At 62.8% G+C, this 26,558-nt stretch carries 23 protein-coding genes and 2 pseudogenes; 7 read left to right on the plus strand and 18 right to left on the minus strand.

The annotated features are described in order from the left end of the window. Positions 1-126: 126 nt before the first annotated feature. Entirely contained in the window at positions 127-1,764 is a 1,638-nt protein-coding gene (locus SAB01S_RS11960; RefSeq protein ID WP_062733256.1) for an FMN-binding glutamate synthase family protein, read from the minus strand. Continuing rightward, complete coding sequence (locus tag SAB01S_RS11965; RefSeq protein ID WP_062733258.1) at positions 1,761-3,473, minus strand: thiamine pyrophosphate-dependent enzyme; 1,713 nt, start codon at positions 3,471-3,473, stop codon at positions 1,761-1,763. Before SAB01S_RS11965 ends, SAB01S_RS11960 begins: the two co-directional genes overlap by 4 nt. Positions 3,474-3,898: 425 nt before the next feature. On the opposite strand from SAB01S_RS11965, the gene SAB01S_RS18870 reads away from it, so the two are divergent. The 5 genes and pseudogenes from SAB01S_RS18870 to SAB01S_RS11985 all read left to right on the plus strand — a co-directional run bounded on the left by SAB01S_RS18870 (position 3,899) and on the right by SAB01S_RS11985 (position 6,267). Then, positions 3,899-4,030, plus strand: coding sequence for a LysR family transcriptional regulator (locus tag SAB01S_RS18870; protein WP_245646467.1), 132 nt, complete (start codon positions 3,899-3,901; stop codon positions 4,028-4,030). Between the two features lie 77 nt (positions 4,031-4,107). Then, positions 4,108-4,656: pseudogene (locus SAB01S_RS11970) on the plus strand (LysR substrate-binding domain-containing protein); the annotation flags it as partial. Further along, positions 4,631-5,107, plus strand: a pseudogene (locus SAB01S_RS11975) (alpha/beta fold hydrolase); the annotation flags it as partial. The pseudogenes SAB01S_RS11970 and SAB01S_RS11975, both read left to right, overlap by 26 nt. 60 nt (positions 5,108-5,167) lie before the next feature. Next, positions 5,168-5,797 (plus strand): pyridoxamine 5'-phosphate oxidase family protein, encoded by a 630-nt coding sequence (locus SAB01S_RS11980; RefSeq protein WP_062733304.1) that lies wholly within the window; start codon positions 5,168-5,170, stop codon positions 5,795-5,797. Continuing rightward, complete coding sequence (locus tag SAB01S_RS11985; protein ID WP_062733305.1) at positions 5,797-6,267, plus strand: nuclear transport factor 2 family protein; 471 nt, start codon at positions 5,797-5,799, stop codon at positions 6,265-6,267. The genes SAB01S_RS11980 and SAB01S_RS11985 overlap by 1 nt, the downstream gene beginning before the upstream one ends. A gap of 115 nt (positions 6,268-6,382) precedes the next feature. Here SAB01S_RS11985 and SAB01S_RS11990 read toward each other — a convergent pair whose 3' ends face one another. Then, complete coding sequence (locus SAB01S_RS11990; protein WP_062733260.1) at positions 6,383-7,015, minus strand: glutathione S-transferase; 633 nt, start codon at positions 7,013-7,015, stop codon at positions 6,383-6,385. Between the two features lie 531 nt (positions 7,016-7,546). Here SAB01S_RS11990 and SAB01S_RS11995 point away from each other — a divergent pair. Then, the gene (locus tag SAB01S_RS11995; RefSeq protein ID WP_062733261.1) at positions 7,547-8,023 is read left to right on the plus strand and encodes a hypothetical protein; all 477 of its coding nucleotides are present in this window, start codon (positions 7,547-7,549) and stop codon (positions 8,021-8,023) included. A gap of 331 nt (positions 8,024-8,354) precedes the next feature. Here SAB01S_RS11995 and SAB01S_RS12000 read toward each other — a convergent pair whose 3' ends face one another. The 3 genes from SAB01S_RS12000 to SAB01S_RS12010 are packed head-to-tail and all read right to left on the minus strand — an operon-like array spanning position 8,355 to position 10,787. Then, on the minus strand, positions 8,355-9,158 hold the full coding sequence (locus SAB01S_RS12000; RefSeq protein ID WP_062733263.1) for a LytR/AlgR family response regulator transcription factor: 804 nt from the start codon (positions 9,156-9,158) through the stop codon (positions 8,355-8,357). Then, entirely contained in the window at positions 9,155-10,261 is a 1,107-nt protein-coding gene (locus SAB01S_RS12005; protein ID WP_031299296.1) for a sensor histidine kinase, read from the minus strand. Before SAB01S_RS12005 ends, SAB01S_RS12000 begins: the two co-directional genes overlap by 4 nt. A 43-nt stretch (positions 10,262-10,304) precedes the next feature. Continuing rightward, the gene (locus tag SAB01S_RS12010; RefSeq protein WP_021228808.1) at positions 10,305-10,787 is read right to left on the minus strand and encodes a winged helix-turn-helix transcriptional regulator; all 483 of its coding nucleotides are present in this window, start codon (positions 10,785-10,787) and stop codon (positions 10,305-10,307) included. A gap of 110 nt (positions 10,788-10,897) precedes the next feature. Between SAB01S_RS12010 and SAB01S_RS12015 the strand changes: the two genes are divergently transcribed. Continuing rightward, entirely contained in the window at positions 10,898-13,003 is a 2,106-nt protein-coding gene (locus tag SAB01S_RS12015; protein ID WP_062733265.1) for a RelA/SpoT family protein, read from the plus strand. A gap of 87 nt (positions 13,004-13,090) precedes the next feature. Here SAB01S_RS12015 and guaA read toward each other — a convergent pair whose 3' ends face one another. The 12 genes from guaA to ygfZ form a co-directional block, all read right to left on the minus strand. Continuing rightward, positions 13,091-14,662 (minus strand): glutamine-hydrolyzing GMP synthase, encoded by a 1,572-nt coding sequence (gene guaA, locus SAB01S_RS12020; protein WP_062733267.1) that lies wholly within the window; start codon positions 14,660-14,662, stop codon positions 13,091-13,093. Between the two features lie 509 nt (positions 14,663-15,171). Continuing rightward, complete coding sequence (locus tag SAB01S_RS12025; protein ID WP_062733269.1) at positions 15,172-16,881, minus strand: flotillin family protein; 1,710 nt, start codon at positions 16,879-16,881, stop codon at positions 15,172-15,174. A gap of 12 nt (positions 16,882-16,893) precedes the next feature. Further along, positions 16,894-17,493: an OB-fold-containig protein gene (locus SAB01S_RS12030; protein ID WP_062733271.1), complete on the minus strand. Its 600-nt coding sequence runs from the start codon at positions 17,491-17,493 to the stop codon at positions 16,894-16,896. A 153-nt stretch (positions 17,494-17,646) separates the two neighbouring features. After that, on the minus strand, positions 17,647-19,416 hold the full coding sequence (locus SAB01S_RS12035; protein ID WP_169802568.1) for a sensor domain-containing diguanylate cyclase: 1,770 nt from the start codon (positions 19,414-19,416) through the stop codon (positions 17,647-17,649). 155 nt (positions 19,417-19,571) lie between these two features. Beyond that, positions 19,572-20,210 carry a hypothetical protein gene (locus SAB01S_RS12040; RefSeq protein WP_174525647.1) on the minus strand — a complete coding sequence of 213 codons (639 nt, stop codon included), beginning with the start codon at positions 20,208-20,210 and terminating at the stop codon, positions 19,572-19,574. Next, positions 20,207-22,447: a prolyl oligopeptidase family serine peptidase gene (locus tag SAB01S_RS12045; RefSeq protein ID WP_062733274.1), complete on the minus strand. Its 2,241-nt coding sequence runs from the start codon at positions 22,445-22,447 to the stop codon at positions 20,207-20,209. The genes SAB01S_RS12040 and SAB01S_RS12045 overlap by 4 nt, the downstream gene beginning before the upstream one ends. Before the next feature lie 106 nt (positions 22,448-22,553). Next, complete coding sequence (gene rplQ / locus SAB01S_RS12050) at positions 22,554-22,979, minus strand: 50S ribosomal protein L17 (RefSeq protein WP_062733275.1); 426 nt, start codon at positions 22,977-22,979, stop codon at positions 22,554-22,556. A 206-nt stretch (positions 22,980-23,185) separates the two neighbouring features. After that, positions 23,186-24,250 (minus strand): DNA-directed RNA polymerase subunit alpha, encoded by a 1,065-nt coding sequence (locus tag SAB01S_RS12055; protein WP_021226511.1) that lies wholly within the window; start codon positions 24,248-24,250, stop codon positions 23,186-23,188. 120 nt (positions 24,251-24,370) lie between these two features. Beyond that, positions 24,371-24,760, minus strand: a complete 390-nt coding sequence (rpsK, locus tag SAB01S_RS12060) for a 30S ribosomal protein S11 (RefSeq protein WP_004208752.1) — start codon at positions 24,758-24,760, stop codon at positions 24,371-24,373. 101 nt (positions 24,761-24,861) lie between these two features. Next, positions 24,862-25,230 (minus strand): 30S ribosomal protein S13, encoded by a 369-nt coding sequence (gene rpsM / locus SAB01S_RS12065; protein ID WP_021226512.1) that lies wholly within the window; start codon positions 25,228-25,230, stop codon positions 24,862-24,864. A 194-nt stretch (positions 25,231-25,424) separates the two neighbouring features. Then, positions 25,425-26,183 (minus strand): glutaminyl-peptide cyclotransferase, encoded by a 759-nt coding sequence (locus SAB01S_RS12070; protein WP_062733277.1) that lies wholly within the window; start codon positions 26,181-26,183, stop codon positions 25,425-25,427. After that, positions 26,180-26,558: CAF17-like 4Fe-4S cluster assembly/insertion protein YgfZ (ygfZ, locus tag SAB01S_RS12075; RefSeq protein WP_169802569.1), on the minus strand; the 379-nt coding region annotated here is incomplete at its 5' end. The genes SAB01S_RS12070 and ygfZ, both read right to left, overlap by 4 nt.

Below are 26,558 nucleotides of genomic sequence, written 5' to 3' on the forward strand. Positions count from 1 at the left end.
CCCCACTGCAGTCGTAACACGGGATGCGCCTCCAGCATTCCGGCGTGGACAATCCGACATCGGAAAGAAGGAGAGTCGGCATGAATCATAGCAGGCGATCTGGACACTGAATGCGCCGGAACAAGGTCAGCTTTTGCGTTTGAATGACGTGGCATCGGCTTGGTCCCACCATCTTGCAAGCCGTGCGTCTCGCGCGCCGTCCAGCAACTCACCGGCCTCCACGAACGGATAGAGTTCGTCCATGGACCGCATCTCGACGGCGCTGATCCGCTGCCGCAACCCGTCCGGCGTAAACTCGTCCGGAGAACTCAGGCCACAGGCCACCACGATCTCGTGCAGGGCGTCGAGCGTGCTGCGCTGGAAACGGGCGACCCGCTCCGCCTTTTCCGGGATGACCAGTGCGCGCTGGCGGGCGGGGGACTGGGTCGCGACGCCAGTAGGACAGGTGTCAGTATGGCATCGCATCGACTGTACGCACCCCAAGGAGAACATGAAGGCGCGCGCCGCATTGCACCAGTCAGCGCCCAGTGCCGCATTCATCGCGATACCGGCGCCCGACATGATCTTTCCGGAGGCGGCGAGCCGGATCCGGCCTTTGAGGTTCGTGCCGACCAGTGCGTTGCGGGCGAGCATCAAGCCTTCACGCAATGGCATGCCGACCCGGTCGGACAATTCGGTGGGAGCAGCGCCGGTACCGCCCTCCGCGCCGTCTATGACGATGAAGTCGACCAATATGCCGGTTTCCAGCATCGCCTTCATCACCGCGAACAATTCGTGAGGATAGCCGACGCACAATTTGAGCCCGACCGGCTTGCCACCCGACAAGTCCCGCATCCGAGCGGCGAACTCGACCAGTTCGATAGGCGTCGAAAAGGCACTGTGGCCAGGCGGGGAGAGGCAATCCTGCCCCTGCGGCACGTCGCGGGTCTGCGCTATTTCCGCCGTCACCTTGGGGCCGGGCAGCAGGCCGCCATGGCCGGGCTTAGCGCCCTGGCTTAGCTTGATCTCGGTCATTTTCACGGCGTCGTGTGCGGCACGGTCGGAGAAATGGGCTGGGTCGAAATGGCCGTCCTTGTCGCGGCACCCGAAATAGCCCGAGCCGACTTCCCAGACGATGTCGCCGCCATGCTTCAAATGATAGTGCGAGAGTCCACCCTCGCCGGTGTCGTGATAGAAGCCGCCTTGCTTCGCCCCGAGGTTCAGCGCTTCTATCGCGTGAGCGCCCAGTGCGCCGAAACTCATGGCCGAGATATTGAGCCGCGCCGCGCTGTAAGGACGGCTGCATTGATCCGTGCCCACATGCACCCGCGTGTCTTTCGGCGCGTTGCGGGCAGGAGCGATTGAATGGGCGAGCCATTCATATTCATCGGAATAGACATCCAGTTCGGTGCCAAAGGGATGAGCGTCGACTTCACCCTTGGCCCGTGCGTAGACCAGCGACCGCTCGTCGTGGCTGAAGGGGCGGCCATCGAGATCGCTCTCGACAATATAGGCGCGCAGGAACGGGCGCAGCCACTCGAAGAACCAGCGTGCGCGCGCGGAGACCGGATAATTGCGGCGCAGGGAATGATGTGTCTGGAACAGATCGATCAGCGCCACCAGCAATATTGGCCCGAACAGCAGCAACGCCCACAGGGCATGCGGATGCCGCCCGCAGATGATGAGGGTCGCGATAGTCCCCGCCAGGGCGAGCAGCAGCACGAGGTTGCGCGACAGGGCGTGATCGCGCGTGAGCGCGGCGGTGATGCTCGACTGCGGCCTCATGACAACAGGTTCTGGATAATGCCCTTCACGTCGCCGCCACGTCCATTGAGTATCGCTTTCGCTGAGTAGAGTGCCATGCCGGCGACCTGGTCGACGGCAACCTTGGGGGGCATGACCAGTTCGAACCGGTCGGTCACGACGTCGAGCAGGGCCGGGCCGGGAGCAGCCAGCCAGTCCTGCACGTCCTGTTCCAGCCGCTCCGCCTGCTCCACGCGCCGGCCCCACAGGCCCATCGCTTCCGCCACGCGGGCGAAGTCGGGATTGAGCAGGTCGGTATAGGTGTCGAGCAATCCGTCGACCTTTTGTTCAATCTCCACGAAATCGAGTGCGCCATTATTGAAGATCGCGACCTTGATCGGCAGCTTTTCCTGCACGGCGGTCAGCAGGTCGCCAAGCAGCATCGCGATGCCGCCGTCGCCGGACAGCGAGATGACAGTCCGATCGGGATAGGCCGCCTTGGCGCCCAGAGCCTGTGGCATGGCATTTGCCATGGTGCCGTGGCTCAGGCTGATGACGGTGCGGTTCTGCCCGGTGGACGCGACATGGCGCAGGCACCAGACCATCGGCGATCCGCCGTCCGCCGTGTAGATCGTATCGGGCGGCGCGGCGCGGGAGATGACCTCCGTCAGATATTGGGGATGGATGGCGCCGCCCTTGCCGACCGTCGCATGGCGCCCTTCTTTCTCGACGCTGCGAGCACGGTGATCCAGACACTCGGCAAGAAAATGGCGATCGTCGCGCGATGTCACGCGCGGCAGCAGGGCGTCGAGCGTCGCACCGACATCGCCGACCACGCCGAGGTTGACGGGATGTCGGCGCCCCAGATGCGATCCGTCCAGATCGACCTGGATGATCGTAGCCTTGTCCGGATAGAATTGCCGCCACGCGAAGTCGCAGCCCAGCAGCAGCAGCGTGTCGCAGGTCATCAGCGCATGATAGCCTGCCTCTCCTCCAAAGATGCCGGTCATGCCGACATCGAAGGGATTGTCATGTTCCAGAAAATCCTTGGCGCGAGAGGTATGGGCGACCGGGGCCTGCAGCATATTGGCGAGCGCGACCACCTGGTCATGCGCCCCCTCGCAACCCGACCCGCCATAGATGGCGATCTTCTTGCCCTTCGCGAGCGTCGCGGCGATCTGGTCCAGTTCCACGTCGCTGGGGCGAACCTGTGGCTGGGGACGATGGACCGAGAAAGGCGGCTCGTCCGGCGCCTTGGCACTGGAGATGTCGGCGGGCACGATGAGCACGGCGACCCCGCGTTTTGAAAGAGCCGCCTGCGCGGCCATCGCCGTCTTGCGCCGAGCCTGCGCAGGCGTCCGGATTTCCTCGCAAAAGACGCTGCACGACTGATAGACGGATTTGAAGTCGACCTCCTGCGGGAAATCGAAGCCGAGTTCGTCGCGCACGATCTGGCTGGCGATCAGGACGACCGGCGCGCGGTTGCGATGAGATTCGAACAGGCCGTTGATAAAATGCAGGCTGCCGGGGCCGCAGGATCCAGCGCAGAGCGCAAGCTCGCCAGTCAGCAGGGCGTCCGCACCCGCCGCAAATCCCCCGGCCTCCTCATGCCGCATATGGACCCACCGGATGTCGCTCTGTCGAATGGCGTCCGTCACATGATTGAGCGTGTCGCCTGGAATGCCATAGCATCGGCTGGCACCCGCCGCCTGCAGGGTTTCCACAATCACCGCCGCCACTGTCTTCGCCATCGCATCCTCGCTCGCCTGTGAGACGCAAAGGAAAGCAACGATCGGCCCGCATGTTCCGGAGCAAAGGGCGTTATGGTCCATCGCTGGCCATCGTTTGGACGCAAGACATCCCGAAGTCCGTAATCGTTTTCCCCAAAAAATTCAGGCTATTGCAACGAGGAGCGCTGAGAGGCTGATTGTCACCTTCTTGGATCGATGAGACTGTTGTCGAGTGGTGGCTACGGGTCGATCTCCCCTAAATCGATTTACCTATAGCCATCAAAACCACAGGAGAGGAGGAAGGCGATCATCGAAGTATGATCGCGCCGTTCGCGAGCGGTTATCTTGGGATTGTTCATGTGCGCGGATTGACCGGCCTATGACATCCCGCGCACAACTCAGTCCCAAATCTGTATTCGGGGAATGTTTTGGATCGCTGGCAGGCCATGAAGATATTCGTCCGCGTAGCGGAAGCAGGCGGTTTCGCTGAAGCCGCGCGGCAACTGCATATGAGTCCGCCGGCTGTAACGCGGGCGATCTCGACGTTGGGGAGGGCGAGATTGGCGTGCGTTTGCTGACCCGCACGACGCGCTCGGTCAAACTGACCCAGGCGGGTCGTGGCTATCTCGATGATTGTCGCCGCATCCTGGCCGATATGGCGGACGCAGACGCGGCGGCGGCAGGCGCTCATGGCAATCCCTCCGGCACGCTGATCGTCACAGGATCGTTGATTTTCGGCCAGATATATGTGCTGCCGATCCTGCTCGACTATCTGGATCGCTTTCCCGTGACCGGGCGCAGCCTGTTCGTCGATCGGCTGGTCAATGTCGTCGAGGAAGGCATCGATGTCGCGGTCCGGATCGGGCATCTGCCGGACTCGGGCTTAAGCGCGATCCGTGTCGGGTCGGTGCAGCGGGTCATCTGCGGCGCGCCGGCCTATTTCGAGCAGCATGTCATGCCCCGGACCCCGGCCGACCTTGTCCATCATCGCATCATCGGCCCGACCGGGGCATGGGCCTCGCCCGAATGGCATTTCGGTCCGGAGGGGCGGAGCAGCGTTACGGTCCACCCCCAGCTCTTCTGCAACACCAATGAAGCGGCAATCTCAGCCGCTGAACAGGGCTGGGGCTTGACCCGCGTGCTCTCCTATCAGGTCGAGCCGGCATTGGCCGCCGGGCGGGTGGTCACGGTTCTGGACGATCATATGGAAAAGCCGTTGCCGATCCATGTCATCCACGCCGAAGGGCGGCGGGCGGCAGTGGCTCGTCGGCCCCGACGCCACCAAGTTCCAATATCACGATGGCGTGCGGGACGTGTCGCGTATCAGCCCCGACAACTGGGTCCATGACCAGGCGCTACTCGACCGGCCAGGCAACAAGGACATCCAGCTCGACCTGTTTTACGACTATCGCACCAATGTGCCGCTCTACCCGGCGTTCCAGGCCTTCTTTCGTGAGCGGAAGCCGCCGACGCTGATCCTCTGGGGCAAGAATGACAAGATCTTCCCCGAATCCGGCGCGCACCCGTACAAGCGCGACCTGCCCGACGCGGAGATGCATATTCTAGACACCGGCCATTTTGCTCTGGAAGACAAGCTGGATGAAATGGCGCCGCTGATCCACGACTTCCTCGATCGCAAGGTCGCCGCGCGCTGAACCTCGACGGGGCCATGGTCATGCATGGCCCTGCTGCTGACGGATGATGGGAGACAGACCATGTCCTATGGTTTTCTGGATATCGCTATGACGCCAAGCGTCCAGGCGGCGCAGGCGGAGATGGGCGCGGATGCCCATTGGGCGGCGTTCAGCGGCAATCGCGCCTTTGACCGCTTCACCGACAATGAAGCGCATTTCCTGGCTGCCCGTGACAGTTTCTGCATGGCAACCGTGTCGGAGGATGGCTGGCCCTATGTCCAGCATCGCGGAGGCCCTGCCGGCTTCCTCAAAATGATGGATGACCGAACGCTGACCTTTGCCGATTATCGCGGCAACCGCCAATATATCAGCACCGGCAACCTCGCCGCGAATGACCGAGCCTGCCTGATCCTGATGGACTATCCTCGTCGCGCCCGACTGAAAATTTATGTTCATGTCGAGAAGCTGGCGCTCGATGCCGATCCTGCGCTTACCGAGCTTGTCACGGATAAGGATTACAAGGCGCGGCCCGAGCGCATATTTCGGCTGCGGCTGGAGGCGTTCGACTGGAATTGTCCGCAGCATATCACGCCGCGCTTCACCGAGCGCGAGATTGAGCAGGCGGTCCGGCCGCTGCATGAACGGCTGGCGCACCTGGAAGCCGAGAACAGGGCGTTGCAGGATCGCCTTGCCAAGATGGGAGACGCATGATGGACAATTCAAGACCGCCGTTGCCGCCCTTCACGCTGGAGACCGCTATCGAGAAGGTGCGCTTGGCCGAGGATGGCTGGAACAGCCGCGACCCCGCGAAGGTGGCCATGGCCTATACACCGCTCAGCCAGTGGCGGAATCGGGCGGAGTTCGTCAATGGTCGCTCTGCGATCGTCGCCTTCCTTACCCGCAAGTGGCAGCGCGAACTGGACTATCGGCTGATCAAGGAATTATGGGCTTTTCGCGACAATCGCATCGCCGTGCGCTTTGCCTATGAATGGCATGACGACAGCGGCAATTGGTTCCGGTCCTATGGCAACGAGAATTGGGAATTTGACAAAAGCGGCCTGATGGAGCGTCGGTTCGCCTGCATCAACGATGCGCCTATCGATATGGCAGAGCGGAAATTCCATTGGACGCAGGGACGGCGCCCTGATGATCATCCAGAGTTGAGTGACTTTAGACTGTGAGAGCGATCTGCGATAAAACTCGCCACCCAAAAGCGAGGCGACCGGAGTTGGAGGCGAAAAATGCGCCTCTCAGGGGCAACAAAGGATCGTTTAGGCCTTTTAAAATAAGGGGCTATTAAGTTGCTGGAGGGAAATGGACTGCAGCCCGATCTGGTGACCAGGGCGCCAAACGCACCATCACCGTAGCGAACAATTTTGATGCCATGCTCTTGCCTAACCAGGCCTTTAGAGCCGGGAGCGGGAGAGTGTCGAACCAATTTTGGTCGACTGCAGCGAATTGGCGAATGAACGGCAGTATCGCTGCGTCTGTTAGCCCCCATATGTCCCCGCCGAGATAGGGATGCCTCATCAGCCTGCCTTCCAGCTCATTCAGAAATGCCAGCGCGGCGCTCCGATGAGATAGGGCATCGGATACATAACGTTCGCGATATTTATATCTATCGAGGTCATATTTGAAGGGGCCGTCGTTCATCGCAATCAACTCTGGATCGTCGCCGCGCAACCAGCCGTCTGGATCATTTCCGGCCAATACATGGCGCATGATATCGATGCTTTGGTCGACGACTCTGCCGTCGGGCAGAACAAGCACCGGCACAGTGCCCTTAGGCGAGGCTGCCAGCATAGCCTGCGGCTTCGCGGATAACTTCACCTCGCGCAGTTCGACGAGAGTCCGGCTTACGGCGAGGGCCAAACGCGCGCGAATGGCATAGGGGCAACGACGAAAGCTGTAGAGAATCCCTTGGGTCATCTTTCATTCGATACACTGTTTGCCCTCTCGATCTCCATGGGGGCGTAGAACGGTGTCGATGTGCGGGACAGGCCGATATGATGGTGACGCGCTCCCCGTCGGTGTCGAACTTCTAAACACCGCCCCGCCGGGCCCATCGAGCAAGCCCGGCAAGCATTGAGGCACGGGAGACGGACCTTGCGCGCCTGGCGCGCCGGTCCGGTCAATTTGAATCGGGCGGCGAGCGCCCAGCCCGCCGCCGAGTCCTGCAATTTCTACCTCCCTGCCGTCTTCGCCCTGCCTGCTCGAACAAGCGCGGCCGGCACGGGATCATCGGATGGGTTGTGAACAGTCTCTCGCCATCGTTATCCCGCATCTATCGTCATCTCCGCGAAGGCGGGGATCCGTGTTCCAGCATGGCACGTGGGCTATAGTCGAAATATGGGTTCCCGCTTTCGCGGGAATGACGAAGTTGGGTGAGAGGCGGACTGTCCGTTATCCATCAGAGAAGTGTGGTTAGATGCCTTTCGATAAAACTGGTATGGCACATTGATGAGCGAGGACTACTATCCAGCATCTGACTTCCTGAATGCGGTCATAGCCGAGAGCGTGCCTCTTGCCGGAAGCACGTTCGCCGATAAAAACCTGCGACACCTCATTGAGCTGACAAGGGACGATGACTTAGCCAAACGTGACTGGGCAACAATGCTGCTCTCGCAACAGGAAGTCGACACTCCGCAGGTGCGCGAGGCTTTGCTCGCCGCAGCCGGGGACAAAGAAGAGATTGTCAGAGCAGAGGCTCTCTTGGGGCTTGCGCAGCGCGATCCCAAACTCGCGCTCCCTTATGCAATCTCCGCGCTATGCAGCGACTGCGTGAGCGTGCCGGTATTTGAAGCTGTCGCGCTCATTGCGGATGCTTCTTTGGTCGAGCATATTAGGCCATGGGTCGATGCGTCCGGCGACGATCGGATCGACAAGTTGGCGCAAGATGCATTGGAAGCCTGCACATTGGGCGTATCGAGGCCTTAACCGCAATGTCTGCTATCGGGCAAACGCTAACGGTCACGTTTATGGGAAGAAATGGTCACTTCCAGACCATCCTCCCCTTCCAGGGGAGGATTTAACTGCCGCTCTTAGCTGAGCAGGACATAGCGATTGGACCACCGCTGTGATGCGAATGATGAAGAATGATGGGTCACAGCCATTCTGCCCTTGGAGGGGAGAATAATTTACGCCAGAGCGGCGGCTATTGCCAACTGTCATGCCGGGCTTGACCCGGCATCCCGCTCCCTCCGCACACCATCAGGCACAGGCTCGAACACGGGCGGTCCCGCGTGGACCGCACGGGCCGACGCTCGCCTCAGTGTACGAAGCGCGCCACCACGTCGCGGTAGGAGCGGCTGACCTTCACCTGCGCGCCGCTTTCGAGCACCAGGAAACATTCGCCGTTGGTGTGGGGCTTCACCTGCCGCACTTGGCTCAGATTGACGATGGTGGAGCGGTGGACGCGCTGGAAATTGCGCGGGTCCAGCCGCTTTTCCAGGTCCTTCATGGTCTCGCGCAGGATCAGCGAGTTGTCGGCGGTGTAGATGCACATATAGTCGCCCGCCGCGTCGATGCGCTCGATCGAATCGACGTCGACGCGGAAGATCTGGCCGCGATCCTTGATGTTGATGAGCTTTTCAAAGCGGTTGGACGCAGGCGCGCCATCCTCGCTCACGGCAAAATCGGTCATCGCCTGGGGCGCGACTTCGGCCAGCACCTCGCGCAGCTTTTCGACCTCCTGCACCTGCCGCTTTTCGGTCAGGCGCTGGCGCACGCGGTCGAGCGCGTCAGCGAGGCGCCCTTCCTCCACCGGCTTCATCAGATAGTCGACCGCCTGCGCCTCGAACGCGCGGATCGCATGGTCGCTATAGGCAGTGACGAAGATGAACAGCGGCGGTTCGACCTCCATCATGCCCTGGACTACGGAAAAGCCGTCAAAGCCCGGCATCTGGATATCAAGGAACACAAGGTCGGGTTTGTGCGTCTTGATGGCGCGGATGGCTTCGCGGCCATTGGTGCAGGTTTCGACGATTTCGACATCCTCATGCGCTTGCAGACGCAGCTGAAGGCCCTGAATGGCCAGGCTTTCGTCGTCGACGAGGATTGTTCTGATGGTCATGCGGCGACTTTCGATCTTTCATCCATGTTAAGCGGAATTTCGATGATGACCGAAAATCCGCCCGGCGTGGAACGCGTTTCAAAGCGCTGTCGTTCCCCGAAGGCCTGAATTAACCGGTCCCGGATGTTCGGCAGGCCAACGCCCGTTCCCTCGCTCATGGGAATGTGCGGCTTGATGGCGCCATCGTTCAATCCCGGCCCGGTGTCCGATACGATGATCCGGACATTTTCACCGGCAGGTTGCGCGGTAACCGTGATATCGGCCCCTTCCTCCTTGGGCGTCACCGCATATTTGATCGCGTTTTCCACCAGCGGCTGCAACAGCAGCGATGGCAGGCGCGCATGCGACACGGCGGGATCGATCACGAAGGACGGACGCAGCCGGTCCTCGAACCGCATCTTCTCGATCTCCAGATACAGCTTGAGCGTCTCCACCTCCTGCGCGATCGTCACCTGCGCGGTGGGTTCATTGATCAGCGTGTAGCGCAGGAAGGACGACAGGCGCGACAACATCGCATTGGCCCTGTCGGTTTGCTTGAGCAGCACCAGCGTCGATATGCTGTTGAGCGTGTTGAACAGGAAATGGGGATTGAGCTGATAACGCAGCATCGCCAATTGCGCACTCGACGCCTGGGTTTCCAGCCGCGTGAGCTGGTCCGCCTGCTCCTCCACCGTCAAATAGAAATTGATCGCATAATAAAGCGCGGACCACGCGCCGATCAGCGTCACCGACAGGTAGAAAGCGCCCAGGAAAAGCTGCACGCCCGCCGTGTCGCCGCTCCGGTTCTGGGTGGAAAAGACCCAGGCGTCGATGAACGCCACCAAGCCAGCGGCCAGCACCACGGTCAGGATCGACACGCCCCAGGTAACGATCGGCCGCTGCTTCAGCAAGTAACGGAACGCCACCGCCATCAGCAGCGTCACCGAATAGCCCGTCACCGTGGAAATCAGCACCGGAATCAGGCTGGAAAAGGATTGCCCGTTCGCGATGGTGGAGGATCCGCGCAACAGGAACGCGCCGGCCCATCCGAGCGATTGCAGGTTCCAGAAGGCGCGGTTCTTGTCAGCGAAAAAGGGCTGGGGCTGGATGCGGGTCACGGACATGGGACCCATGCCTATGCCATTATCGCCCGGTCGGGAAGCCGCCTCACGCAGCGGCGGCCGGTTCCTCAGCCATGGGCGTCACTTCATCGGTGCACAGCCATACCAGGTCGGCAAGGTCCAGCGTCCGCCCGTCATGCGCCTGGATGGCGATGGGGCGGATCGGCTGCCCGTCGCGCTTGTCGGCCAGCACCTGGCACGCCTGCGTGCCGCAGCCCCAGCGCTCGCCCCACTGGCGCAGCGCGATCATCGCAGGCGCCAAGTCCTGCCCCTTGGGCGTCAGGCGATATTCCACCTTGCGCCGGTCGCACTGCATCGGCTGGCGCACCAAAATGCCGTTTTCCACCAGCCGGGCGAGCCGGTTGGCCAGGATGTTGCGGGCGATGCCCAGGGTCGACTGGAATTCCTCGAAATGGCGGATGCCCGACAGCGCGCCGCGCAGGATGAGGAAGGACCAGCGCTCTCCCATCATCTCCAGCGCGCTGGGCAGCGCGCATTGTTCCAAATCCTGTGCCAGATTATGTTTCATCTGTCCCACATATAGCGCAAAGCAACACCCGTTGCAAAATCGCCACCTTATTATCGCAACATGGCGTTTTTTTGTTGCACGACAAGAGGGTTCCAACACAATCGGCGGCGATGCTGCGTCAATATGAACTTGTCGAACGGGTAAAACGCTACGATCCGGATGCGGACGAGGCGATGATCAACCGCGCCTATGTCTTTTCGGTCCAGAAACATGGCTCGCAAAAGCGCGCCAGCGGCGACCCCTATTTCAGCCACCCGATCGAAGTCGCGGGCATCCTCACCGACTTCAACCTCGACGATCAGACCATCGTCACCGCCCTCCTCCACGACACGATCGAGGATACGCTCGTCACCTATGACGAGATTGAGAGCGCCTTTGGTCCCGACGTTGCCCGCATGGTCGATGGCGTGACCAAGCTGTCCAAGATCGAGGCCATGTCCGAAAATGAGCGGGCGGCCGAAAATCTGCGCAAGTTCCTGCTCGCCATGTCCGACGACATTCGCGTGCTGCTGGTCAAGCTGGCCGACCGGCTGCACAATATGCGCACGCTGCACTTCATCAAGAATGAGGCCAAGCGCCGCCGCATCGCGCGCGAAACCATGGACATCTACGCCCCGCTGGCCGAGCGGATCGGCATGTACGACTTCATGCGCGAGATGCAGCTGCTCGCCTTTCGCGAGCTGGAGCCGGAGGCCTATGACAGCATCACCCGGCGCCTCGAACATCTGAAGGAAGGCGGCCATGACAAGGTCGACCGCATCGGCGCGGAACTGCAATTGCTGCTGGGCGGCAACGACCTGTCCGTGACCGTCTCGGGCCGCGAGAAACATCCCTATTCCATCTGGCGCAAGATGCAGGAGCGCCACATCAGCTTTGAACAGTTGACCGACGTCATGGCCTTCCGCGTCATCACCGACAGCACGGCCGACTGCTACCGCGCACTCGGCATCATCCACCAGACCTTCAAGATGGTGCCCGGCCGCTTCAAGGATTATATCTCCACACCCAAGCGCAACGGATATCGCTCGCTCCACACCACCGTCATCCATCAGGACAATGCCCGCATAGAGGTGCAGATTCGCAGCCGCGCGATGCACAATGACGCGGAACTGGGCCTTGCCGCCCATTGGGCCTACAAGCAGAAGGGCGACGCGACCGATCATCATGCCGCCTGGCTGCGCGACCTGGTCGAGATCCTCGAACAGAGCCAGGACGCGGAAGAGCTGCTCGAACATACCCGCATGGCGATGTATCAGGACCGCATCTTCGCCTTTACCCCCAAGGGCGAGCTGCACCAGCTGCCCAAAGGCTCCACCCCGGTCGATTTCGCCTATGCCGTTCACACGAGCCTTGGCAACCAGACCGTGGGGGCGAAGGTCAATGGTCGTGTCGTGCCGCTGCGCACCTCCCTCGACAATGGCGACCAGGTCGAAATATTGAAGTCGGAGGGGCAGGAGCCGCAGCCCGGCTGGCTCTCCTTTGCCATCACAGGCAAGGCGCGCGCCGCCATCCGCCGCTTCATCCGCCAGAAACAGCGCGGTGAGGAGATCAAGCTTGGCGAGAAACTCTATGAGGAGATTATCGGCCGCTTCCCGGCCGATCTTGCGAGCGAACTGGGCGACAAGGCGCTGAAGGCGGCGCTCAAGCGGTTGAAGCTGGAGGATCGCGCGGCGCTGATGGTCGCCATCGCCACCCACCGCGTGCTCGACCATGAAGTGATGGAGGCGCTGGTCCCCGGCTCCACCAGCGCGCAGGGGATGGAGGATGTGCATCCGCGCCAGCATGAACCCGTGTCGATCCGCGGCCTCACGCCGGGCATCGCCTATAATCTTGGCGATTGCTGCCATCCCGTGCCCGGCGACCGCATCGTGGGCGTGCGCCGCACCGGCGCGCCGATCGAGGTGCACACCATCGACTGCCGCTCGCTGGAGGTGGAGCAGGATGACGACTGGGTCGATCTGAGCTGGGACAGCAAGTCCAAGGGCGGCACCGCCCGCCTCTCCGTCATTGTCAAGAACCAGCCCGGTGCGCTGGCCGCCGTCGCCAATGTCTTCGGCGCGACCAAGGCGAACATCCTCAACCTCCAGCTGGTCAACCGCGAAGGCCCCTTCCACACCGACATCATCGACCTGGAAGTGGCCGACGCCCAGCATCTGATGCGGATCCTGTCGGCGCTACGGGCGATCGATGTGGTGGTGCAGGCGGATAGGGTTTAGGGAGCCAGAGCGAGTTCTTCGGGCCTTTATACGCCGCTCGACTAAATGCTCATAATGCCGATCGAGCGGCAACACACGCGGGATCAATCATTCCCACTCGATCGTGCCGGGGGGCTTGCTGGTATAGTCGTAGACGACGCGGTTGATGCCCTTCACCTCGTTGATGATGCGGGTGGCGACGCGGCTCAAAAACGCGGCGTCAAAGGGGTAGATATCGGCGGTCATGCCGTCGGTGGAGGTGACGGCGCGCACGGCGCAGACATTGTCATAGGTGCGGTGGTCGCCCATTACGCCCACGGTGCGGACGGGCAGCAGCACGGCGAAGGCCTGCCAGATCGCGTCATAGAGGCCCGCGCCCCGGATTTCCTCCAGATAGATTGCGTCGGCCTTGCGCAATATGTCGCAGCGTTCCTTGGTGACTTCGCCGGGGATGCGGATGGCAAGGCCCGGGCCAGGGAAGGGATGGCGGCCGACGAAAATGTCGGGCAGCCCAAGCTCCTTGCCCAGCACGCGCACTTCGTCCTTGAACAGTTCACGTAAGGGTTCGACCAGCTTCATGTTCATGCGCTCGGGCAGGCCGCCGACATTGTGGTGCGACTTGATCGTTACCGACGGCCCGCCGGTGAAGCTGACGGATTCGATCACGTCAGGATAGAGCGTGCCCTGCGCCAGGAAGTCCGCGCCGCCGATCTTCTTCGCTTCCTCCTCGAACACGGCGATGAATTCGCCGCCGATGAACTTGCGCTTCTTTTCGGGGTCCGTGAGGCCGGCGAGGCCACCGAGGAAGCGATCTTCCGCATTCACATGCACCAACTTGATGCCATAATGTTCGCGGAACAGGCTCACCACCTGTTCCGCTTCACCCAGCCGCATCAGGCCATGGTCGACAAAGACGCAGGTGAGCTGATCGCCGATCGCCTCATGGATCAGCACCGCCGCCACCGCACTGTCGACGCCACCCGACAGGCCGCAGATGACCCGGCCATCGCCGACTTGGCTACGGATTTCGGCAATCTTGACCTGCCGGAACTCGGCCATGGTCCAGTCGCCGGCGAGGCCGCAGACATGGCGGACGAAATTGGCGATCAGCTTGCCGCCGTCCGGCGTGTGCACGACTTCGGGATGGAATTGCGTGCCGTAGAATTTCCGCTCTTCATCGGCGATGACCGCGAAGGGCGCGCCGTCCGACACGGCGACGATTTTGAAGCCCGGGGCGAATTTCGTGACCTTGTCGCCATGGCTCATCCATACCTGATGCCGCTCGCCAACCTCCCACAATCCGTCGAACAGGGCGCAGGGTTCGGTCACGGTCAGGAAGGCGCGACCAAATTCGCCGCCCTCCCCGGTTTCATGGCCGGGACGCACTTCGCCGCCCAGCTGATGGCTCATCACCTGCTGCCCGTAGCAGATGCCGAGGATCGGCACGCCGGCGTCGAACAGCGCCTGCGGCGCGCGCGGGCTACCTTCGTCGGGAACGCCGGCCGGAGAGCCGGACAGGATGATGCCCTTGGGCTTCAGGCGCTCGAACGCTTCGGCGGCGGCGGTAAAGGGGGCGATTTCGGAATAGACCCCGGCTTCGCGCACGCGCCGGGCGATAAGCTGAGTCACCTGGCTGCCGAAATCCACGATGAGGATCGTATCCTGAAGGGGCAGCGTCATCGAATCGCCTTTATGTCGAATGGTGGAAGGGATTCGCGCCCGGTTAGTCGCCCATTCGCGCAATGTCCAGTTGAGCGCGCCACGCCCCCGATGCGAGGGGGACGCCCAATCGCCGGGGCGGCATGATGCCCGTGCGACAAGGCCATGGGCATGGCACAGCCGGTGGCAAAAGCGACAGGGGCGAAGTTCACAGTGTCGTCGGGCTTTCGAGGCCCGAAGCGACCGGAAAGCGACCACAAAGCGACCACGAAGCGACACCTGAGCGACAGAGGTTCGGCAGCGAATGGCCGTGCGAACGGGCGTTGACGAGGCGGGATGGGGCTCGACGTGTGAAGGGAGGCATGGGCCGGCATCTGGCAGGATAGATCAGTTATTTTCCAACATTGGAAGGGTGTTGGATGCGGCCAAGGCGACTCTATGCCAGCCTCGCTCCCGCATCCCGCGCCCTGCCCCCGTTGGTCTGCGGTTTCCCATTCCGGTCAAGGCAGCAGGCCGGCCTGGGGTCCGGCCTATGCCGCCGGACTATCCTCGACCGGCTGTGGGGAGCTGGCAACAGGGGATGGGGACGCCGCCGCGCCCTTCACCATCGCGTCGAGGCTGGTGCCGTCCAAACCCAGCTCCTTCATGAGGCCGTCGATCACCGGCGCCTGGGCCCGATAGCGCAGGGCCGCAGAGACGGCCGCGTTGGCAAGGTTCTGATCCCCGCCCCCAGTGCCGGTGCCAGCCGATCCGTCCACGCCGCCGCCCTGGCCAGTCAAGCCATCGACCTGAACGATGCGGATGGAATCGATTGCCTCCATCGGCTTGGCCGCTTCGCGCACCAGATCCGGGAGTATCTTGAGCAGCGCGATCTTGGTCTGGAGCGACACCTGATCGGACGAAAGGATGTTGGCCGCTTCGTTCACCGCACGCTGGCCCGCTGCCTCCACTTCAAAGCGAACACGATCCGCCTCGGCGCGCAGCTTGGCCGCTTCCGCCTCGCCCTCCGCAGCCAGGCGCATGGCTTCGGCGCGGTCGGCAGCGGCCTGCTTTTCCGCCTCGGCTTCCACCCGGACCTGAATGGCGGCGCGTTCCGCTTCCCGTGCCGCGTCGATAAGTTCGATGCGCTTGGCGCGTTCCGCGACTTCCGTCGCGCGGGAGGTTTGAACCTGTTCCTCGGCGGCGACAGCCTTGGCGCGGGCCTCGTCGGCTTCGGCCTTGGCCTGGCTTTCCTGCCGGCTCTTGTTCTGGACGGCGATCTGCTGTTCCTGGCGGGCCAGTTCGAGCGCCTGTTCCTGCGCGATCCGGGCCTGTTTGACGGTGCGGTCAGCCTCGATCTGCTGGCTATCGACCAGTTTCTTCGCCTCGATCCGCGCCTGTTCCGCCTCCTGCTGACGCAGCGCCTGTTCGCGGGCGACTTCGGCCGCCTGTTCCGCGCGGCGCATTTCGACTTCGCGTTCCTGCTCCAGCCGTGCAAATTCGGTGTCGCGCGCGATGATCATCGACTGACGTTCAGCCTCGAGATTTTTCGTTTCGATCTGGACGCGGGTTTCCTGCTCGATGTCGTTGCGGGTCTTCTTGCGCAGTTCGATCTGTTCGGTCAGTTTGGTAAGGCCTTCGGCATCAAAGGCGTTATTGGCATTAAAATGCTCGATCGAAGTCTGGTCGAGACCGGTGAGCGACACGCTTTCCAGTTCCAGGCCGTTCATGGCAAGATCGACCGACGAAACCTGCTGCACTTTCTGGACAAATTCGCTGCGCTGTTCATGCAGCTGGTTCATCGTCATGCCCGCCGCCACGGAGCGCAAGGCGTCGACAAATTTGCCCTCGACCAATTCCTTGAGCGCTTCGGGGTTCATGGTACGCATGCCGAGCGTCTGGGCAGCGATCGCGATGGATTGCGCGTCCGGCTTCACGCGCACGTAAAATTCCGCCTTCACGTCAATGCGCAGCCGATCTAGCGTGATGAGCGCGTCGGCATTTTTCCGTTCGACCGCCAGGCGCACCGTGTTCATGTTGACCGGCATGGTTTCATGAAAGATCGGCAGCACCAGCGCGCCGCCATTCATCACCACCTTTTCGCCGCCAAAGCCGGTGCGCACGAACCCGATTTCCTTCGACGCCCGCTTGTAGAGGCGCGCGATGATGACGCCCAGTACGATGAGAACGAGGAGGCCGCTACCGGCGATCACCGCATAAGGCAGCACGGATACGCCGTCCTGTGCGACGGGAAGGGTCATGACATTGTCTCCTCAGAGCCGGGGCAAGTAGCGATCGCCATGGGATATGGCGCGAAAGATCTGGCCATCGCGGCGTACGAGCAGGATCGTCTCGCCCTCCTCCAGCCGCTGGCCGTCATTGTCAGGCTCGACCATGACATAATGATGCTGACCATGATGATCCTGAACGCGGGCGCGCGCGGGCGATCCGGCGCAGGCGCAACCGGTCACGATGACGGCATGACTGCCCACCAGATGATCGATGGGAATGGCCGTGCTGTGATCGCGCGGCAGGAGCGGCGCCAGCGCGCGTGCCGCCAGGCCGGTCGCTGGCAGCGCGAGCGCTCCGGCGACAGGCACCGCGATCCACGGGGACAGCATTGCGCCGACAATGTCATGTGCCGCTTGCTGGCCAAGCAGACCGATCACGGAAAAGAGGGTCAGGAACAGTGCAATGAGGGCCAGCAGCGGCAGACGGCCGAATCCGAGCCAGCCGAGCAGGTCAGCATCCGCGTCCAAATCCAGATCGGCGTCGCCGCCCAGACCCAGGGCCTGGACGAGTCCGATCACGAGCATCAATGCAAAGGCCGAAACGAAAATGATGTTGTTCGGCGCAAAGAGAAAGCCCGCCACCCCTAACCCCCTGATTCGGGGCAGATGCTAGCCCAGCTTTGCGTGCGCCGACAGCAAAACCCGCTGCGTGCATCTCTGAGTATCGGTCGGCGCATGGCGGCATGGCAGCGGCCTCATTCCGATCTTCTGCGGCGCGCTGAAAGGCGGATCGTCTCAGGCTGCCAGATGCAGTCGGTTCCTGCCCGCGCGCTTGGCGGAATATAGGGCCTGGTCGGCGCGGCGCAGAAGCGCGTCGGCACTTTCTCCCGGCGTCAGCTCCGCTACGCCTATGCTGATAGTGACAGGGGGACCGCTGTCGGCGGCTTCGATCGTTTCCCTGATCCGTTCGCCCACGCGCAAGGCGGTTTCCTGAGTCGCATCCGGCAGGACGATGACGAATTCCTCCCCGCCATATCTACCAACGAGATCGCCGCTGCGCAGCTGGGCCGCCGCTTCCTGGGCGACGCGCCTGATCACCTCATCGCCGGTCTGATGGCCATAGCTGTCGTTGATCCGCTTGAAATGGTCGATATCGAAAATGGCGATGGAAACGGACTTGCCGGACTGTTCCGCCGCGGCGATCGCCTGATTTAGAACATACTCTGTCCGGCGGCGGTTGGCGATCCCGGTCAGCTGGTCCGTCTGCGCCATGATGAGCGCACGCTGCGCGGCGTCTTCGGCGCTCCGCCGGGCTTGCTCCATGCTTTCTTCATGCGCCACCTGCGCGGAAATATCCTGGATGATGCCGAACAGACCAGAGGCTCCGTTCGATTCGCCCTGATCAATCTCTCCCTTCGAAAAGACATGCCGCACCTCGCCGTCCGGGCGGACGATCCGCGCCTTGAATTCAAAGCCTGTGTGATGTTGCAGCGTTTGTTCGATATGCGCGCGCACCATGGGCCTGTCATCGGGATGATAGGCGTCAATCGCCTTGTCGAGCGCCGGCGGGGCGGAGCCTTCCAATCCGTGAATGTGAAACACTTCCCGCGACCAGCTGATCGTCTGCGATTCCAAGTCGAGCCGCCAATGCCCGATCTGCCCGGCCGATTCGGCGAGTTCGAGCAGCCGCATCCTGCTGGCAAGGCGGCTGTTCAGCTGCTCTCTTGCCACCAGCAGCGTCGCGATCGGAAGCGCGCCGGCAAAGAGCGCGAGCAGGTAGATTTGCAGAAAGAGGCCGCGTGCAAATGGTCCGCCAGCCATTAATGCCAGCGGGCCATGGTCGAACACGGTCGCCACCGTACTGAACCCCGAGACGATGAGGACGCCGCCCGCCGCCCCGAGCGGTCCGAGGCGATACACCGCCATGAGGACGGCCAGCATGGGGAGGAACAGGAGCGGATAGCGCGATTGCCAGAAGCATAGCCCCGTCACCACCGCGACGGCCATGAATATCTTGATCGCCGAAAGGGCGGACGCCCATGACGCCTTTGACCGGCGAGCGAATACGCCCCTTCCCACGATCAGCAGCAAGGGCGAGACGATGAGGATGCCCAGAAGGTCCGTTGCGAACCAGGAGAGAAAAAAGTCGGCAGATGGAGTGGGACCAGTGAACGTTGCAATGGCTGCGCTCAGCAGGGTCGCGATGGCGGCCACTTTTGTAAAGCAAATGAGATCGGTCGGCTCGACGAAAGACACCTGACAGCTGGTGCGATAGCGCAGCAGCCATAGGGCAATGGCCGCCTCACTGATATTCGCGACAGTGAACATCGCGGATATATGGAACGTGTTTCCCGCCAGCAGATTGGCGAGAAGACTGGCGATGGCGGCCGCGACGATATGCCATTTGAGACGCGATCGGGGCGTGGTCAGCACCACCGCCAGCATGATCCCGCTCGCTGGCCACAGGGCGGCAATGCCGTCGCCGCTTCGGGTCAATTCCAGCGACCCGAAGGCGGCCGCGAAATAGGACAAGCCGGTCAGGACAGGCGGGGCTGTCCGACGCACTAGATTGTTGAAAAGGCGGACATGCGGGCTCATTCAGCCATGGTGGCGTCGAATGGTTAACAGCTTCCTCAAAAATGGCTGAAATCGACGCGTTTTAGCCCTCAACTTACGGGCAGGCGCTTGTCCGGTGAAACAACAGTGGAATCGGTCCGGTGTCAGCGCGAAACCAGGTCGCGGCTGAGATAGACCTGCGCCACGCGGCCGTCGCGGTCTATTGCGCAGGTGAAGCGGCGGGTCTGGCCGGTGGCGGCGCGGCTGCTGGCGCGCTGTTCGACCTGGCCGTCGATATTGTAGCCGCCATCGGCTGTGGCGACCGGGCTGGCCATGGTGCGAACATCCGCATAGCCGCCGTCGCGCTCGGCTTCGTCACGGGCCGCGCGGGCGCAGCTGTCGGCCAGCGCATCGTCCTGCGCGCCGATGTCGGCGAAATCGGCTTCGTCGGCGGGGGGCGGCGGCGCATCGCTGCCCAGGTCATCGCCATAATCGGTGCCGGTGCGGGGTGGCGGTGCGTCATATTCGCCGCCAGTGATCGGATCGCGCAGCTTGCGGTCCCTGGACATGGAGTTGGCGACGATCGCGACGGCGCCGACCAGCGCGGCGACGCCAATGGCATCGCCCAGGCCAAAGCCGTTGCCGCGATAGCGGTGATGCCGGTCCCAGCCGCCGTTCCAGCTCCGGTCATGCCCCCGGTCCCAGCGCGGACGCGCTTCGGCGGCGCTGACGCTGCCCAGCAACAGGCCCGCGCTCACCAGCGCTCCGGTCATCCAGCGTGCCTTGGTCCCAATCATGCTCATTGCCCTCCTGCGGCTGAAGGAGCCATAATCGCGGGCGGCTGTCCAGTGGCTGAACGCGGCGCTACGGCGGGGCGTGGTCTGATCGCAAGGCCAGTGAAATGGGCCGCGAAGGCATAGCTGTCGGCATATTCGTCGATCAGCTTGTCGACGGGCTTGCCCGCGCCATGGCCGGCTCGGCTTTCGACGCGCAGCAGGCGGGGGCGCGCGCCAAGGTCAGCAGCCTGAAGCGCGGCGGCATATTTGAAGCTGTGCGCCGGGACGACGCGGTCGTCGGTGTCGGCGGTGGAGACAAGGATGGCGGGATAGTCCTTGTCCACCGCTATGTTGTGATAGGGCGAATAGCCGTAGAGCAGCGGAAAGGCGCGCCTGTCGGCGGGCGATCCATAATCGTCGATCCAGTAGCGGCCGGCGGTGAAGCGATCAAAGCGCAGCATGTCCATGACGCCCACGGCCGGCAGCGCGGCGGCGAACAAGTCGGGCCGCTGGTTCACCACCGCGCCGACCAGCAGCCCGCCATTGGACCGCCCTTCGATCGCCAGGCCGCCGGGCGGGGTGAAGCCATTGGCCTTGAGATATTCGGCCGCCGCGATGAAATCGTCGAACACATTCTGCTTGTTGGGGCCGCGCCCGGCATCGTGCCAGGCTCTGCCAAATTCGCCGCCGCCGCGCAGATTGGCGATGGCATAGACCCCGCCCTGCTCCAGCCAGGCCATGCGGGTGGCGGAATAGCCGGGCGTCAGGCTGATGTTGAAGCCGCCATAGCCATAGAGGATGGTCGGCGCGGCGGTTGCGCTGTCGGCCAGCGCGGTCTTGCGGATAATGGTGAGCGGAATCATCGTGCCGTCCTTCGACGGGTAGAGCCGCTGTTCGATGCCATAATCCTGCGGGTCGAACGGCAGGTCGGGCTGGGCGAAGAGCTGAAACTGGCGGGTCGCGGTGTCGAAACGGTAGATGCTGGCCGGGGTGACGAAGCCGGAAAAGCTGAAAAACGTTTCCGGATCGCCCGACCGGCCGCCAAAGCCCGCCGCCGTGCCAAAGCCGGGCAGGGGCACGTCGCCGACCTTGCGCCCGTCCAGCTCGACCAGTTCGGCGATCGTCTGCGCGCCGTTCATCGAGGCGAGGATCAGCCGATCGCCCACCAGCGCGCCGCCCACCAGCGTTTGGTCGCGTTCCGGCACGATTTCCTGTGCCTTGCGGCCGGGGTTGACGGCGTCCAGCGTCACGATGCGGCGGCGGGGCGCGCGATGATCGGTGAGGAAATAGAGGGTCGCGCCCCGGCTGCCGATCAGCCGCCAGTCCTGCGCGGGACCGCGCACCAGCCGGCGCAGGACGATGGGGCCGCCGGTCAGGGGCGCGACATGGATTTCGCGGCGCGGGTCGATGCCTTCGAACGAACTGACGACCAGCCAGCGCCCGTCCGCCGTCACCTGCGCCTGATGGCTGAGGCGGGGTCGGTCGGGCGTGGCGTAGATCAGCTGATCCTGCGACTGGGGCGTGCCGATGCGGTGATAATAGAGGCTTTGGCCAAGGTTGGCCGAGCGGAAGGCTTCGCCAGGACCGGGCGCGGCGAAGCGGGAGTAGAAGAAGCCTTCGCTGCGCCCGTCCCAGGCGGTTTGCGAGAATTTGACCCATTGCACGGCATCGTCGAGCGTGCGGCCGCTGTCGACGTCGATCAGGCGCAGCGTGCGCCAGTCGCTGCCCGCGTCCTGCACGGCATAGGCAAGCATGCGGCCATCGGGCGAGGGTGTCCATTCAGCGAGCGCGCTGGCGCCATCCTGCGCCCAGCGGTTGGGATCGAGCAGCAGCCGCTGCTTGCCCGTCAGCCCTTCGCGCACATAAAGCGGCGTCTGGTTTTCCAGCCCCCGATTATAGCCGTAGAAATAACGGCCGCCCGCCTTTCGCGGGACGGTATAGCGGCCATGGGCGAAGAGCGCCTGCAAGCGCGTTTTGAGCGCATCGCGCCCCGGCAGTGCATCGAGATAGCGGCGGGTCAGCGCATTTTCCTGCGCCACCCAGTCGCGCACCGCCGGGTCGGCGCGCAGGTCATTTTCCAGCCAGCGATAGGGATCGGCGACCGACACGCCGAAATGATCCTCCACTATGTCCTGCCGCAGCGCGCGCGGATAGCGCAGCGCGGGGTCGCTCGCCGCGATGTTCGCGTCGTCGGGATTGGCGCGCAGCATGGCCGGGGCAGCGGCCAGCCAGAGCGACAGCAGGATCAGGGCAAGGCCGCGCATCCTCTCTTCCATGGTCTTTATATATAACAAAACAGGCCGCGCTTCCCTTAAGGAAACGCGGCCTGTCGGTAAAGCATCCCGTCCCGCGCAGCAGGACCGGCGATTATCAGGCGGCTTCGAATTCGTCCTCGTCAGCGCCCTGGACCGGACCGGAATCCTGCCCCTTGGCATCGACGTCACGGTCGACCAGCTCGATGATCGCCACCGGGGCGGCGTCCGACGCGCGGAAGCCGGCCTTGATGACGCGGGTGTAGCCGCCATTGCGATCCTTGTAGCGCTCGGCCAGAACTTCGAACAGCTTGGTCAGCTGCGCATCGTCCTGCAGGCGCGAGCTGGCCAGACGGCGATTGGACAGGCCACCCTTCTTGGCGAGGGTGATCAGCTTTTCGACGTAGGGACGCAGTTCCTTGGCCTTGGCGGTGCCGGTCAGGATCTGCTCATGCTTGATGAGCGAGGCGGCAAGGTTGCGCAGCAGGGCGGTGCGATGACCGGAGCTGCGCTGAAGCTTACGATGACCGATTTTATGACGCATGTTCGTTTCCTTCGTTCGTTAAGGGCCCGTGTGAGGTAGCCCAGACCAGGCGGTGTGATGGATGCCGCCCTTCATCCCTGACCGTTCGTGCTGAGTAGGGACTGAGCGAAGTCGAAGGCCCGTATCGAAGCCCTTCGCGCCGCGCTCGGTCCTTCGATACGCCGCTTCGACAAGCTCAGCGGCTACTCAGGACGAACGGAGATTTTTCAGCCCAGCAGCTCCTGTTCGAGCTTCTTGGCCATTTCCTCGATATTTTCCGGCGGCCAGCCGGGGATATCCATGCCCAGGCGCAGACCCATAGACGAGAGCACTTCCTTGATTTCGTTCAGCGACTTGCGGCCGAAATTGGGGGTGCGCAGCATCTCGGCTTCGGTCTTCTGGACCAGATCGCCGATATAAATGATGTTGTCGTTCTTGAGGCAGTTGGCCGAGCGGACCGACAGTTCCAGTTCGTCCACTTTCTTGAGCAGATAGCGGTTGATCTGGTTGGCGTCGCTTTCGCTTTCCGAAGCGGCGGCGCCAGCGGCATGGCCGGCGGCGGGCGCAGCGGCGGGCAGCGCGTCTTCGAAGTGGACGAAGAGCTGAAGCTGGTCCTGCAGGATACGGGCGGCATAGGCCACCGCGTCTTCCGGCGTGACGGTGCCGTCGGTTTCGAGCGTCAGCGACAGCTTGTCATAGTCCAGTTCCTGGCCGACGCGGGTGTTGTCCACCTTGTAGGCGACCTGGCGCACGGGCGAATAGAGCGCATCGACCGGGATGAGGCCGATCGGCGCATCGGCCGGACGGTTGGCGACGGCGGGGACATAGCCCTTGCCCACGTCAGCGGTCAGTTCCATGTTGAGCGTCGCGCCCTGGTCGAGGTGACAGATCACCAGGTCCGGGTTCATCACTTCGATATCGCCCACGACGCTGATGTCGCCGGCCTTCACCACGGCGGGGCCGGTGGCGGAAAGCTGAAGCCGCTTAGGGCCTTCGCCTTCCATCTTCAGCGCAACCTGCTTGATGTTGAGGACGATGTCGGTCACGTCTTCGCGCACGCCGGTCAGCGACGAGAATTCATGCAGGACGTTCTCGATCTTGATCGAGGTGACCGCCGCGCCCTGAAGCGAGGACAGAAGAACCCGACGCAGCGCGTTGCCGAGCGTCAGGCCGAAACCGCGCTCCAGCGGTTCGGCAACGAACGTCGCCTTGCGCTTGCCGTCGCCCGACGCCTTGATTTCGAGGCTGTTGGGCTTCTTCAATTCCTGCCAGTTCTTCATGTTGACAGTCATGTATTTCCCCTGGGGATGGGCCGAAACGCTGTATGATCCTGACCCGACAGGAACGTTCCGGCGATGCAAACGGGAAAACGGGCGACGCGTCCGCCGCCCGCATGTCAGGCAACGCTGCGGTTAGACGCGGCGACGCTTGGACGGACGCACGCCATTGTGCGGGATCGGCGTGACGTCACGGATCGAGGTGATGTGGAAGCCCACGGCCTGAAGGGCGCGCAGAGCCGATTCACGGCCGGAACCCGGACCCTTGACTTCGACTTCCAGAGTGCGAACGCCATGTTCGGCCGCCTTGCGGCCGGCGTCTTCGGCGCAGACCTGCGCGGCATAAGGGGTCGACTTGCGGCTACCCTTGAAGCCCATCATGCCGGCCGAGGACCAGCTGATCGCGTTGCCCTGGGCATCGGTGATGGTGACCATGGTGTTGTTGAAGCTGGCGTTGACGTGCGCGACGCCGGCCGAGATATTCTTGCGTTCGCGGCGCTTGATGCGCTGAGGTTCGCGTGCCATTTTGCTCTATCCTACTGAAACTTATGATGCTGGAGGCGTCATCCCGTGGGGAGAGCTGCCTCCGGCGGAGAAGAAGACGAAACAGTCCCCCGGACTGTTTCTTACTTCTTCTTCCCTGCGATCGGCTTCGCCTTGCCCTTGCGGGTGCGCGCATTGGTGTGCGTGCGCTGGCCGCGAACCGGCAGGCCCTTGCGATGACGCAGGCCGCGATAGCAGGCGAGGTCCATCAGGCGCTTGATGTTCATCGCGGTTTCGCGACGAAGATCACCCTCGACCGTCAGGTCGGCGTCGATGGCTTCGCGAATCTGCAGCACTTCGGCGTCGGACAGGTCCTGCACGCGGCGGCTATGGTCGATACCCAGCTTGTCGGCGATCGACACGGCGGTGTGGCGGCCGATGCCGTGAATGTAGGTGAGCGCGATGATCACGCGCTTGTTGGTCGGGATGTTGACACCCGCAATACGTGCCATGGTAATTTATTCTCCTGCTCCACAGGGCCGCTTGCGCAAACCCTATCTCAAAGCGTCCGGGCCATGCCTCCCTGGCAAGGAGAAATGGCCGATTTCCTATTCCCTTAGACGCAAAAAAGACGGCCAGTGCGAAAAGCACTGCCGCTCGCCAGCGTGTTGGGGAGGGTCGCCATTAGCGATTCGGCATGCCCAAGTCAACCGCGTGGCCGGGTTTCCACGCGTATCTCGAACAGTTTGGGCCAATATTTGCCGGTGACGAAAATTCGGTCGCGCGCGGCGTCATAGGCGATGCCATTGGCCACCGCTTCGCTGTCGGTGACGCCCGCTTTGGCGCGCAGGGGCGCTATGTCGATCCAGTCGATCACCGCGCCCGACGCCGGGTCGATGCGGGCGATGCGCGTGTCATACCAGATATTGGCCCATATTTCGCCGCGGACATATTCCAGTTCATTGAGGCGCTGCACCGCGCGGCCGTTCCAGGTGACGGTGATGCGCCGTTGTTCGGCCAGGCTGTCGGGATCAAGGAAGCGCAATTGCGCGGTGCCGTCGCTCATGATGATGTGCCGCCCATCCTGCGTCAGCGCCCACCCCTCCCCTTCATAGCGAAATTCGCCCTGGGGCGCGAAGTCGGCCAGCGACCAGACGAACCCCCGCCGGTGCCGCCAGGTCAGACTGACCAGCCGGTCCTTCCAATTGACGATGCCTTCGCCGAAATAGGGCGGGTCGACGACACGGCGTTGCAGCACCTTGCCGCTCTTGAGCGCCACCTTGCGAATATCGGAATGGCCCTCAAGCCCCGTACTCTCATAGAGGGCGCCGTCATGATAGAAGAGCCCCTCGGTAAAGGCGGTCGGGTCGTGCGGATAGGTTTTGACCAGCGTCCAGGGCGTTTCCGCCCGCGCCGGCGCGATGAGGGCATAGGCGGCGAGGACCGCCAGCAGCGCGCGGATCATACCGCCGCTTCCCCCGCGATCGCGGCGGCCAGCCAGTCGGGCAGCAGCGCGGGGTCCAGCCCCTCCACGCGGCGCAGTTCGATCGAAAGGCCAAGATCGGGCAGCGCGGCACACTGGCGCTTGTCATCGGCCTGGTCGAGCGGGACGGCGACCAGACGGCGGCTCACCTTGTTGCGATAATGCATGCGCGCGGTATTTTCCTGGCCGACATAGCAGCCCTTGTCATAATCGACCCCGCCCAGTTCCTGTGCGTTGGTTTCCAGCCAGAGGATCTGGTCCTGGCCCAGTTCCTCCACGCCTTCGAATATGCCCAGCGAAAGACGATGGGCGCGGAAGGCGGCGGCGGCCTCCGCCCCCGCGTCGGGGCTGGCCGGC

Origin of the sequence: Sphingobium abikonense NBRC 16140 (assembly GCF_001598335.1) — a bacterium.
GTDB classification, from domain to species: domain Bacteria; phylum Pseudomonadota; class Alphaproteobacteria; order Sphingomonadales; family Sphingomonadaceae; genus Sphingobium; species Sphingobium abikonense.